Source organism: Colwellia sp. SU-HH01172 (genome assembly GCF_057553355.1).
Map to the genome: position 1 here is coordinate 236804 of NZ_BAAJMB010000004.1, position 12465 is coordinate 249268.

General features: G+C 41.3%; 12 protein-coding genes. 8 read left to right on the forward strand and 4 right to left on the reverse strand.

The window, feature by feature from the left end; all coding sequences use genetic code 11:
* Positions 1-50: 50 nt before the first annotated feature.
* The 8 genes from alc to AC27JP_RS12525 all read left to right on the forward strand — a co-directional run bounded on the left by alc (position 51) and on the right by AC27JP_RS12525 (position 8328).
* A complete protein-coding gene (gene alc, locus AC27JP_RS12490; protein ID WP_487115546.1) occupies positions 51-1109 on the forward strand; it encodes an allantoicase in 1059 nt (352 codons plus the stop codon).
* A 12-nt stretch (positions 1110-1121) separates the two neighbouring features.
* Positions 1122-1631, forward strand: a complete 510-nt coding sequence (gene uraD / locus AC27JP_RS12495) for a 2-oxo-4-hydroxy-4-carboxy-5-ureidoimidazoline decarboxylase (RefSeq protein WP_487115548.1) — start codon at positions 1122-1124, stop codon at positions 1629-1631.
* 39 nt (positions 1632-1670) lie between these two features.
* On the forward strand, positions 1671-2012 hold the full coding sequence (uraH, locus tag AC27JP_RS12500; RefSeq protein WP_487115550.1) for a hydroxyisourate hydrolase: 342 nt from the start codon (positions 1671-1673) through the stop codon (positions 2010-2012).
* Between the two features lie 23 nt (positions 2013-2035).
* A complete protein-coding gene (locus tag AC27JP_RS12505) occupies positions 2036-2539 on the forward strand; it encodes an ureidoglycolate lyase (RefSeq protein ID WP_487115552.1) in 504 nt (167 codons plus the stop codon).
* A gap of 201 nt (positions 2540-2740) precedes the next feature.
* On the forward strand, positions 2741-4027 hold the full coding sequence (gene guaD, locus AC27JP_RS12510; RefSeq protein ID WP_487115554.1) for a guanine deaminase: 1287 nt from the start codon (positions 2741-2743) through the stop codon (positions 4025-4027).
* A gap of 72 nt (positions 4028-4099) precedes the next feature.
* Positions 4100-5290: a urate hydroxylase PuuD gene (locus tag AC27JP_RS12515; protein WP_487115556.1), complete on the forward strand. Its 1191-nt coding sequence runs from the start codon at positions 4100-4102 to the stop codon at positions 5288-5290.
* Positions 5291-5366: 76 nt separating this feature from the next.
* Positions 5367-7553: a malate synthase G gene (locus tag AC27JP_RS12520; protein ID WP_487115558.1), complete on the forward strand. Its 2187-nt coding sequence runs from the start codon at positions 5367-5369 to the stop codon at positions 7551-7553.
* Positions 7554-7701: 148 nt separating this feature from the next.
* The gene (locus tag AC27JP_RS12525) at positions 7702-8328 is read left to right on the forward strand and encodes a TetR family transcriptional regulator C-terminal domain-containing protein (protein WP_487115560.1); all 627 of its coding nucleotides are present in this window, start codon (positions 7702-7704) and stop codon (positions 8326-8328) included.
* Positions 8329-8342: 14 nt separating this feature from the next.
* Here the strand turns inward: AC27JP_RS12525 and AC27JP_RS12530 are convergent, their stop codons facing one another.
* The 4 genes from AC27JP_RS12530 to bhcB all read right to left on the reverse strand — a co-directional run bounded on the left by AC27JP_RS12530 (position 8343) and on the right by bhcB (position 12337).
* Entirely contained in the window at positions 8343-8780 is a 438-nt protein-coding gene (locus AC27JP_RS12530) for a YtoQ family protein (protein ID WP_487115562.1), read from the reverse strand.
* A gap of 99 nt (positions 8781-8879) precedes the next feature.
* Positions 8880-9878, reverse strand: coding sequence for an iminosuccinate reductase BhcD (gene bhcD / locus AC27JP_RS12535; protein WP_487115564.1), 999 nt, complete (start codon positions 9876-9878; stop codon positions 8880-8882).
* 267 nt (positions 9879-10145) lie between these two features.
* Positions 10146-11294 (reverse strand): 3-hydroxy-D-aspartate aldolase BhcC, encoded by a 1149-nt coding sequence (gene bhcC, locus AC27JP_RS12540; RefSeq protein WP_487115566.1) that lies wholly within the window; start codon positions 11292-11294, stop codon positions 10146-10148.
* Between the two features lie 65 nt (positions 11295-11359).
* Complete coding sequence (gene bhcB / locus AC27JP_RS12545; RefSeq protein ID WP_487115568.1) at positions 11360-12337, reverse strand: beta-hydroxyaspartate dehydratase BhcB; 978 nt, start codon at positions 12335-12337, stop codon at positions 11360-11362.
* Positions 12338-12465: the final 128 nt, after the last annotated feature.

The following is a 12465-nucleotide window of genomic DNA, read 5'->3' on the forward strand; positions in this document are numbered from 1 at the left end:
TCGCAGTCATGACGTTAACGATAAAAATTTTGAAGTAGGACAAATTAGCTATGATGTTAGATATAGATACGCAAGAGCAGAATAAGTTAAGCGGCTCTGCGCTTGAATTAGAAAAAAAATTAAAAACTCATTGTGTCGATTTAGCCAGTGAGCGTGTTGGCGGTGAAACACTGTCATGTAGTGATGATTTCTTTGCCGAAATGGAAAACTTGATCAAGCCGGGGCGGGGTATTTTTATTGATGATAAATTTACTGACCGCGGTAAATGGATGGACGGCTGGGAATCTCGTCGCAGCTATGGTCGAGACAATGGCCGAGAATTTGATTGGTGTATTATTCGCTTAGGAATCAAAGGTATTATTCGTGGCTTTGACATCGATACCAATTACTTTCGTGGCAATGCCCCAGAGTCAGTTTCAGTCGAAGCATGTGTCAGTGAAGTAGAGCCAAATGCTGACACGGTTTGGCATACGGTTTTAGCGCAAGTGCCAGTAGAAGCCCATAGTCAAAATGTTTTTGCGGTGAGTGACGATACCGCTTGGACCCATATTCGCCTCAATATGTTTCCTGATGGTGGTGTGGCACGTATTCGTGTTTATGGTGAAGCTGATGTGAATTGGCAACACTTTATCGCTGGGGAGTTAATTGATTTAGCTTACATTAAAAATGGCGGTAAAGCATTGCTAGTTAGCGATATGTTCTTCAGTGATAAAAATAACTTAATTATGCCGGGTCGTGGTAAAGACATGGGTGATGGTTGGGAAACTAAACGTCGTCGTGATCCTGGACCCGACTGGTCAATTGTAAAGCTTGCCAGTGAAGGAAGTATTGAAAAAGTGATTGTTGATACTTGTCATTTTAAAGGTAATTTCCCTGATACTTTTACCCTAGAAGGTATGATGTCGAGCAGTGATGATTTTACCGATGGTCAACAAGAAGAGAAGTGGCAGCCAATTATTGCCAAGACTAAGCTATATGCGCATCGTGAACATTTATTCATTAATGAAATTCTTACCAGTACCAAGCAAACCTTTACTCATGTCAGGTTAAGTATCTTCCCTGACGGTGGCATCTCACGTATGCGAGTTTTTGGTAAGCGTCGCGCTTAAGAGGAAATTGAGATGAATTTAGAGCAATTAAATAATTTTACCGTAGATGAGGCGAGCCATACCTTTATGCAGTGCTGCACCTCATCGACTTGGGTGAATACTATGGTTAAGGCACGACCATTTGCCGATAAGCGCGCACTAGTAAACCAAGCTGATTTAGCCTGGCAAGACCTGGATGAGGCAGATTATTTAGAAGCCTTTGAAGGCCACCCCAAAATTGGTGACGTAAATAGTTTACGTGCTAAGTATGCCAACACCAAAGAATTAGCGGGTAACGAGCAAGGATTGGTTAAGGAAGCTAATGACGAGGTTTTACGTGTACTGGCGCAAGGCAATAGCGATTATGAGCAAAAATTCGGCTTTATTTTTATTGTTTGTGCGACCGGTAAAAGTGCCAAAGAAATGTCGGACTTATTACAAGCACGTCTGCCAAACACCAAAACGCAAGAGTTAATTAATGCAGCAGAAGAGCAGCGAAAAATTTTCCAATTGCGTATTGAAAAAGCACTAGCAGAAGGTTAAACCCGATGGGGCAAGGGCCCCAAATTTTAAGGAATTATTATGAGTCAAATCACAACTCACATACTTGATACCACACGTGGTTTACCAGCACAGAATGTGCCAATCAGCTTATACGTGCAACAAGGGGATGGCTGGCAAGAACTCGGTAGCGGTGTTACCAATGAAGATGGTCGTCTTCCAGGGCTATTAGCTGCTGATGTCAAACTGCTTGCAGGTATTTACCGTATGCATTTTCACACGAGCGACTATTTTAACGCCAATAAAGAAACCGGTTTCTATCCTTATGTCGATATTGTCTTTGAACTTGATGGCAATGGTGCTCACTACCACATTCCGTTGTTATTAACCGCGTTCGGTTATTCAACTTATCGTGGTAGCTAATTAGATCACTGAATGAGAACTTTATGACAGAGTTAAAAACTATCACGCCAAAACCATTAACTAAAGCCGATTTTAGTGCTTTTGGTGATGTGATTGAAGCTGGCGAAGACAGTAAAAAAATAGCCATAAATGATGGTTTTACCCAACGTTATCATGATTTAGCTAAAGTTGATGTCAATGACAATGACGGTCATACCCTGATCAATATTTTTCGCTCAACGCCATTAGCTCAACCCATCGCCATTAAAATGATGGAACGTCACCCGCATGGTAGCCAAGCGTTTATTCCTATAGGGGAAAATCCCTATTTAGTGGTGGTCGCGGCTGCTGGGGAATTCGATATTAACAATATTGAAGTTTTTATCGCCAGTTCAGAGCAAGGGGTCAATTATCATAAAGGCACTTGGCATCACTTCTGTTTAGCATTGGAAAGTGAGAGCGATTTTCTGGTGATCGACCGAGGTGGTAGGGGTGATAACTGTGATGTTATCGAATTGGACGGTTCGTTAGTCATTACCCCAAGTTAAGCTAGTAGCTAGGTGTTTTGGGTAAAAGCGTATGACAGCGAGCAGAAAAAATTTATTAACGGCTTGTCTCGCAGCAAGGCAAAAATGAAACGTCAGCAAGCGAGCAATAAATTAACTTGGTTTGTGAAAACAAGCCAACGAAGATCAATCAATATCGTGCTGCATAACAGTAAGCAAGGATATTAAAAAAGGTGAAAGATAATGTTAAAAGTATTTCGTGGAGAGCTACTGCATTTTTTGGCTGATCCCGCCAAAGTTGCTCTGCAAGACAGCTATCAATATATAGAAGATGGCCTGTTAATCGTTAAAAATGGCTTAGTCGAACAGGTGGGGGAAGCGAGTGAATTGCTAGCGACACTAGATGACAGTGTTAATGTTACGCACTACGAGAATGGCCTAATTATGCCGGGCTTTATTGATACCCATGTACACTATCCTCAAACTGAAATGATAGCCTCATATGGTGAGCAATTACTTGAATGGTTGGAAAATTATACTTTTCCATTTGAGCGCCAATTTTCTGATTTTGAGCATGGTAAAAAAGTAGCTGAGTTCTTTTTAAATCAGCTGCTTGAGTCCGGTACAACCACGGCGTTAGTATTTGGCACTGTGCATAAAGAATCGGTTGAGGCCTTTTTTACTGTCGCCCAGCAGAAAAAATTACGGATGATTTGTGGCAAGGTCTTAATGGATCAAAATTGTCCTGATTATTTATCTGATACCGCGCAAACCGGTTACGATGATAGCAAAGCGCTTATTGAAAAGTGGCACCAAACCGACCGTTTACAGTATGCCATCACACCAAGGTTTGCACCCACTTGTTCAACTGAGCAGTTGAATAAAGCCGGTCAATTACTGGCAGAAAACCCGAGTGTTTATTTACACACCCATTTAAGTGAAAACAAAGCGGAAATTGCTTGGGTGAAAGATCTTTTCCCTGACAGTGATGGTTACTTAGATGTTTATGATAAAAGCAAATTACTAGGGCGCCGCAGTGTTTTTGCCCATGGCGTGCACTTACACGACAGCGAGTGTCAGCGTTTAGGTGAAACCGACTCAGCAATTGCCTTTTGCCCAAGTTCAAACCTGTTTTTAGGCAGTGGTTTATTTAATCTCCAGCAAGCACAAAAGTTTGATGTCAATGTCGGTTACGGCTCTGATATCGGCGCAGGCACCACCTTTTCAATGCTAAGCACTTTAAATGAAGGTTACAAAACTCAGCAACTTCGTGCGGAAAAACTCAGCCCATTTCAATCGTTTTACCTAGCAACATTAGGTGGCGCCGTTGCTTTAGATCTAGAGGGCACTATTGGTAATTTTAGTGTTGGCGCAGAGGCTGACTTTATTGTGCTTGATTATCATGCCACACCTTTAATGGATAGACGCATGCAACATTGTCAGAATTTATCAGAGAAACTTTTTATTTTGAGTATGTTAGGTGATGAGCGTCATGTTAAAGCCACTCATATCATGGGTGAAAAAGTTTAGCTGAAAAGCAATTAAACATTATAAAAGCTTCGATTAGCAGAAGCTAAGAAATATAAAATATTGGGGAATGTTATGGATCCATATCTTAACGAATGGCTAAACCTGATCATTAGGTTTGCCCATCTTATTACCGGTATCGCTTGGATAGGTGCCTCCTTTTACTTCGTTTGGTTAGATAACCATTTGGAAAAGCCGCCACAAGAAAAGCTTGATAAAGGCATTGGCGGAGACTTATGGGCAATTCATGGTGGTGGCTTTTATGAAGTGGCAAAATACAAACTTGCACCGCCTAAAATGCCAAGCACATTACATTGGTTTAAATGGGAAGCTTATACTACTTGGATCACAGGTTTCTTATTATTGACTCTTATGTATTACGTCGGCGCCGAGTCATACTTAATTGATAAACGCGTCGCCGATTTAACACAATTTCAAGCCATAGCGCTTGGTTTAGGCGCAATTATAGTGGGTGTCGGCAGTTACGAAGCACTTGTGCGTACTAAACTAAGAAATCATGGCATTATTCTGGGTTTGATCTTAATTGCGGTTGCCACGGCTTTATCATACGGTTTAACCCAAGTGTTTAGTGCTCGCGGAGCCTACATTCATATGGGCGCCATCATAGGTACCATAATGGCTGGTAATGTATTTTTCGGTATTATGCCGTCGCAGCGAGCATTAGTTAAAGCGGTTGAAGCAGGTAAAGCGCCAGACCCCGCTTTTGGCTTAAATGCGAAAGTGCGTTCAACCCACAATACTTATACAACCTTGCCTATCATTTTTATTATGATCTCCAACCACTATCCGATGACCTACAATCATAGTGCTAACTGGTTGGTGTTAATTGCTATTATTTTAATTACTGCTGCCGTACGACAATATTTTGTTTTACGCCACTTTGGTAAGCAAAAACCACTAGTATTAGTGGCGGCAGTCGTGGCAACAATAGCCTTGGCATTTGCCATAGCGCCACGCTCGACAGAAATTAGTGCCGAGCAAAAGCAGCAAGTTGTCAGTAATGACCAAGTCGTTCAAATTATTGAACAGCGTTGTAATTCATGCCATTCAAATAACAATACCGATGATATTTTCAAGTCAGCGCAGGCCGGCGTTATTTTTAATGACATCGAGGCAATTAAACAATGGGCGCCAAGAATAAAAGCGCGGGTTATCGACGCTAAAGATATGCCATTTATGAATAAAACTGCTATGAGTGATGAAGAGCGCACTAAATTAGCTATTTGGTTAGCGCAGAGTAACTAATCATATTTATAACCAGAACGATGAAAAGCATTTTCAGCAAAGATGCTTTTTACAGTGAAATAAACAGAGTTACCCTATGAATGAACGCGTAATTAAACATGGTTATAAAGTTGCAGAATCTTTGTATAACTTGGTAGAGCATGAAATTCTGCCTGGTACTGGTATTGATGCTGAAGACTTCTGGCAATCTTTTGCCAAAGTATTTGATGAATTCACTCCCAAAAATGAAGCCTTATTAGTTAAGCGTCAATATCTGCAAGAGCAAATAGATGCTTGGCACTTAGATGTTAACAATCAACCTTTCGAGCAAAAGAAATATCAAGAATTTTTAACTGATATTGACTACCTAGTTCAAGAGCAAGAAGATTTTTCAATAAATACATCTTATGTTGATGAAGAAGTGGCAACTGTTGCCGGGCCGCAACTTGTCGTGCCGTTAATGAATGCTCGATTTGCGTTAAATGCCGCCAATGCTCGTTGGGGAAGTTTATATGATGCGCTTTATGGTACGGATGTAATTAGTGAGCATGATGGCGCAGAAATAACCAAGAATTATAATCCCGTTCGTGGTGCGCGAGTACAAGCCTACGCGCGTCAATTTCTAGATGAGATCTTACCGTTTACTCACGGCAGCCATGTCGATGTGATCAGCTATCAAGTAGCTAACGGCAAACTAGTGGTGACCTTAAAAGATAACCAACAAGTTAGTTTAGTTGAGCAAGATAAATTTGTTGCATTTACCGGTGATGAGCAAAACCCGTCTGCCATTTTGTTTAAAAATAACGGCTTGCATATTGAAATTAAAATTGATCCAAGTATGCCCGTGGCGAAAACGGATCCCGCTTCTGTCGCCGATATTATTCTCGAATCCGCATTAAGTGCGATTCAAGATTGTGAAGATTCCATTGCGGCCGTTGATGCCGAAGATAAAACTAAGGTTTATCGCAATTGGTTGGGGTTAATGAAAGGGGATTTAAAGGAAATATTGGAAAAAAATGGTGTCTCAATGACTCGCCAACTTAACCAAGATAGAACTTATAAAACCTGTGATAACCAAGAGCTGATCTTACCGGGCCGTAGTTTACTCTTTATTCGTAATGTCGGCCATTTAATGACCAATGACGCGGTGTTAACGGCTGATAATAAAGAAGTGCCGGAAGGGATTTTAGATGGCTTGATCACAACGCTTATTTCGTTACATGATTTAAAAGGTAACTCAGCATTTAAAAATTCACGCCAAGGCAGCATTTATATTGTCAAACCTAAAATGCATGGCCCAGAGGAAGTTGCCTTTAGTAACCTGTTGTTTACTCGTATTGAGTCATGTTTAGGCTTAGCGGTTAATACCATAAAAATGGGCATTATGGATGAAGAACGTCGTACCTCGGTAAATCTGAAAGAATGTATTCGTATGGCCAAAAACCGTTTGGCCTTTATTAATACTGGCTTTTTAGATAGAACTGGCGATGAAATTCACACTAGTATGCATGCAGGGCCTATTGCTCGAAAAGAGCTAATGAAAAATGAAAGTTGGATCAAAGCCTATGAAAAACGTAATGTCCGTATTGGCTTGCAGGCAGGCTTAAACGGTAAAGCACAAATAGGCAAGGGCATGTGGGCCATTCCTGATGAAATGTTGAATATGGTCAACACTAAAATTGCTCATCCTAAATCGGGAGCCAATTGTGCATGGGTACCATCACCAACTGCCGCCACTTTGCATGTTTTACATTATCATCAGGTCAATGTCGCGAAAATACAAGAGCACATGCTTACTGAGCTGTCAGCGGTTGAACATGATGATTTAACTGATTTACTCACTATCCCGTTACTCAAAAATCCGCAGGCATTGTCTGCGCAAGAGATTCAGCACGAACTTGATAATAACGTACAAGGTTTATTAGGTTATGTTGTGCGTTGGGTTGACCACGGTATTGGATGTTCAAAGGTGCCTGATATTAATAATGTTGCTCGTATGGAAGATAGAGCGACATTGCGTATTTCCAGTCAGCATATTTGTAACTGGCTGCATCACGGTATATTGACTCAATCGCAAGTCATAGAGTCATTGAAACGTATGGCAAAAGTGGTTGATTTACAAAATATAACTGATGCTATGTATCTGCCAATGGCACCAGATTTTGACAATAACATCGCCTTTCAAGCAGCGATGGATTTAATTTTTAAGGGGAAAGAGCAGCCTAGTGGCTATACCGAACCTTTATTACATCAGCGCCGTGTTGAGTTAAAAGCAAGAAATTAAGTGACGAAATAACGCTTGAAATCAAAAATTGTCGGTTGAAAAAAGCTTACATTTACTATTTAATAATCGAAAAATCAGCGACTTCTTGATATAAGTGTCAAGAAGTCGCTGATTTTAGTTTTCATAGATTGTTTCTATAGGAGTTTTTGTGGCAAATACCAAAGTATCCGAAGGTAGTATTCGACAAAGAAATAAAGCACTTATCTTCAATGCAGCGAAAAAAGAGTTTGTTACTTATGGCTTTAAAGGCGCTTCCATTAAACGTATTGCCGAACGTGCAGAAATTGCTCGTGCTAACATTCATTACTATTTTAAAGATAAGACCGACTTATATCAGCAGTTGCTGAGTAATATTATTGAAGTATGGAATAGAGATTACGATACTTTTAATACCGACAATGAGCCAAAACAAGTGCTTAGTGCCTATATTCGGGCGAAAATCATGTACTCTAAAACTGATCCTGATGCCTCAAGAATTTTCGCCAGTGAATTAATTCATGGTGCTCCGGTACTTCATGATTACCTAAATAGTGACTTTAAAGAGTGGTTAAATAGTAAAGTAGCGGTTATTGAAGCATGGATAGCGCAAGGGTTAATCGATAAAGTTAATCCACACCATTTATTATTCTTGATTTGGAGCTCAACACAACATTACGCTGATTTTAATGTGCAAGTTATTGCGGCACTGAATAAAGATGCGATGGACGATGACGATTTCGAGGCCGTTGTTGCGTCATTAACACAAATTATTCTTAAAGGTTGCGGTATTAAATAATCGCCATCTCGGTGCTATTTACTGATATATTTTAGTGTTGTTATCACCTGTGCGATTGTTGTCGCCCACGCATGGGCTGCGGCATCAACTTCCTTAAGTGCATGAATCAACTCTTCATTATGTAGGGTAATATAAGGCTTATTAAGTGCCGCGCAATAACCAGCATCAAAGGCCGCATTCCATTGTTTGTATTTGTCACCAAAACGTATAATCGCGATATCACAATGTTCGATTAATGCCTTGGTTCGCAGCGCGTTTACTTTTGCTGATTTATGATCACGCCAAAATGGTTTTTCTTCAGCACCTAAAATATCGCCGGCACTGTCACTTTCGTCGTGGTCGGTAACGGCGGAGTAAAAAGCCAAATTTAAGCCTTGTTCTTGGCAAGCTTGAATAATTTCATTACGCCAATTTGTGTGGATCTCACCTGAAAGGTAAACCTTGAATTTCATTATTGTGTCCTTAATGCTGTTGTTTGAACTATATTCGTTAATTAGCGCGAAACTATAAGAGAAAACAAGCGACTTATTTTCTCTTAATCATAGCGGCTGTTACAAATTAAAGTAAGTTGCTTGTCCTTGAGCCTCAGCCAATTCTGCAGCAACACTTGCAACGGCCAAATCTTGTAGTCCAACACCTGTACCATCAAAAAGGGTGATTTCATCGTCGCTAGTTCTGCCACTGTGAACACCATTGATGACATCGCCGATGGGAATAATGTCTGCTGCTTTAATGACATTATTGTTCACGGCATGTTGAGCCTCTCCTATGGTGATAGACTGCGCTAGCTCATCGGTGAATACGGTTGCGAGCGCAAATAGTTTCTCATCGACTTCTTGTTTGCCTTTCGTATCGGTTCCCATGCATGCGATATGCGTGCCTGGCTTAATCCAATCCTTGTCGATTAGTGCTTCAAAGGCCGAGGTTATGGTAATAATCACGTCGGCTTGTGAACAAAGTGCTTTACGACTTAATGACTCAAACGGCAGGTTTAACTCTTCACATACGGCGGCAAGATTAATCAATTTTTCAGGATGGAGATTCCAAGCAAGCACTTTTTTGAAATTACCTTGCTCAACGGCGGCTCTTAACTGAAATGTTGATTGATGACCAGCTCCTATGATACCTAAAACCTGAGAATTTTTACGTGCTAAATGCGCTATAGATACCGCAGAAGATGCTGCGGTGCGTAGCGCCGTTAGATAATTGCCACCGACAAGTGACTTTAATTTTCCGCTATCAGGGTCGAATAAAATAACCGTGGATTGATGATTAGTTAAGCCTTTGTCGATATTGCCAGGCCAGTAACCTCCTGACTTTAATCCTAATACCATACCATCGTGATCAAAGCCTGACTTAAAACCATAGAGAGCATTTTCATGGCCAATGGCTTCTCGTATAACAGGAAAATTATAAGCACTATTTTTTGCCATCGCTGAAAATACATTCTCTACGGCGGTGAAGGCACTTGCTCGTCCCATAAGGTTTTGACATACGCTTTCAGAGACAACGGACACGCCTTTATTTTCGTTGTTTGTTGAATGACTCATCTGGTTTCCTCAAGTAATGCCCGATTTTCAATAGTAAAAGAATTGGGCATAACCATAGCAACGGCTTAGGGAGAGTGAGCAAGCCTGTTGCTATAGTTAGGTTGGTTAAAAAGCCCCCAAAGGCGGCTGTAAAAGCAGATACCTCGGCATTGATGGTCGGGAGTAATTCAATATCGGATATCGTAATACTTTTAACATTCGCGCAATGGGAGCAACGTGAAACAATTTAAAGGTTAGCTTTCCTCTTTTCTATAAATGACAATAAACTTAGTACGCCTTGCCTCGTGCAGAAATAGGCCAAAGTTTTTCAACTTTACCGTTGCGAACGCCAACATAATAATCATGAACGTTACAGGTCGGGTCACAATGCCCCGGCACTAGCTTTAACTTTTGATTTATTTGCAACGCACCTGTTGGATCTGAGATGACGCCATGCTCATCTGAACATTTAATATATTCGACATCGTCGCGACCAAAAATATAAGGTAAGCCACTGTCAACCGATTGTGCTTTAAGTCCGGCGTCACAAATCGCTTTGTCTTTTTTTGTATGACTCATCACCGATGTTAAAATAAATAAGGCATTTTCGAACTCAGAAATACGCTGACCGCTTTCATCATGAATGCGTTGATAATCTGCATCCATAAATGCGTACGAACCACATTGCAATTCATTGAATACGCCAGAATTACCTTCAAAGTAATATGAACCCGTTCCGCCACCGCCAACTATGTCACACTCAAGCCCTTCGGTTTTAAGCATTGCTATGGTTCTTGCTACCATGGCTATGGCAATATCAATTTTTTCTTTGCGTTCAAGGTAGCTTTCCATATGCTGCATTGCACCTTGGTAGGCTTGAATACCAGCGAATTTTAAACCAGGCGTTGCGTCTATCGCTTTGGCAATATCAACTACCGGTTGACCTTCGCTAACGCCACAACGTCCGGCGCCACAATCGATTTCTACTAAACATTCAATTTCAGTACCGTGCTTTTTAACTGCTGCCGCTAATTCTGCGACGTTATCAAGGTCGTCAACACAGCAAAGCGTGCGAGCGCCTAATTTAGGCATACGTGCTAGTCGGTCAATTTTGGCAGGGTCACGTACTTGATTGGAAACTAAAACATCTTTAATGCCACCACGAGCAAACACTTCGGCTTCAGATACTTTCTGACAACATACCCCACAACTATCACCTAACTCTTCTTGAAGAAAAGCAATATCAACTGATTTATGCATTTTGCCGTGGACGCGATGACGAACTCCCATATCCTTAGCTAATTGTCCCATAGTGCGAATATTACGCTCTAAGGCATCTAAATCTACGACCAAACAAGGGGTTTGAATATCGGCTTCTGCCATGCCCGGCGTCGCTGGAATGTTATATCCTACTTCTAAATAATCTGATGTTGTCATTGTCTTCTCCAAAATTAAATTTTTCTTTAAATGATGTTCTTAAACACGGCTATTGCGCCTGTGCTTTATTGCTTCATCCACGGCAGTTTGTCTAAATCGACGTTGCCACCGGTCAGGATCACGCCAATTCTTTGGCCTTTAAATACGTCAGGGTTTTTTAGGATAATCGCCAAAGCCACCGCACTGCTTGGCTCTACGACTATTTTCATTCGTAGCCAAATCAGCTTCATTGCTGCAACAATTTCATCTTCCGTTGCCGTTAAAATATCGGTGACATGGTTTCTTACGAAGTGCCAAGTTAGGTTTTTCAGTGGCACTTTCAAGCCATCAGCAACCGTGTTGGGAGCATCGTCGGCAATGATATGACCGGCTTTAAATGAACGAGCGGCGTCGTCAGCATTTAGCGGCTCGGCTGCGTAAATTTTTACCTTAGGAGCAATAGTTGATAATGTCAGACAGGTACCAGAAATCATGCCACCACCACCTATTGGCGCAACAACACTGTCTAAGTCATTAACTTGAGCAACTAGCTCTTTTGAACAGGTTGCTTGGCCAGCAATGACTCTAGGATCGTTATAAGGGTGAACAAAATCCGCACCAGAGGCAGCAACAACATCGTTAAATACAGCTTCACGAGAGCTTGTTGACGGTTCACACTCGATGATAGTACCGCCATAACCTATTACCGCATCTTTCTTCGCTTGCGGTGCTGTTTTAGGCATCACAACCGTAACCGGAATCCCCCGTTGCCCTGCAGCATACGATAGTGATAATGCGTGGTTGCCAGAAGAGTGAGTGGCGACACCTATTTTGGCTTTTTCGTCGCTTAAACCAAAAACCGCATTGCAGGCGCCGCGTACTTTAAAGGCGGCCGCTTTTTGTAGATTCTCACATTTAAAAAATATCTTTGCGCCAGTTAATTCATCTAAAAAGCGCGAGGTTAATATTGGTGTTTTATGAATGTAAGGTTTAATGCGCTCATGGGCTACGATTACATCGTCGTATGTTGGGATATCCATTGCTGTAGCGGTTGAATCGTTCATTACTTCTTCCTCGTATTCGTTAAACGTCGCGAGCTTCTAGGTAGTAACTGCTGTTTGGCTGAAGGCGCGTTTATGCTATGTGGTGTTTACAGAGTGATTTCACTTTATGGAAAATCATTAAGCTGCGC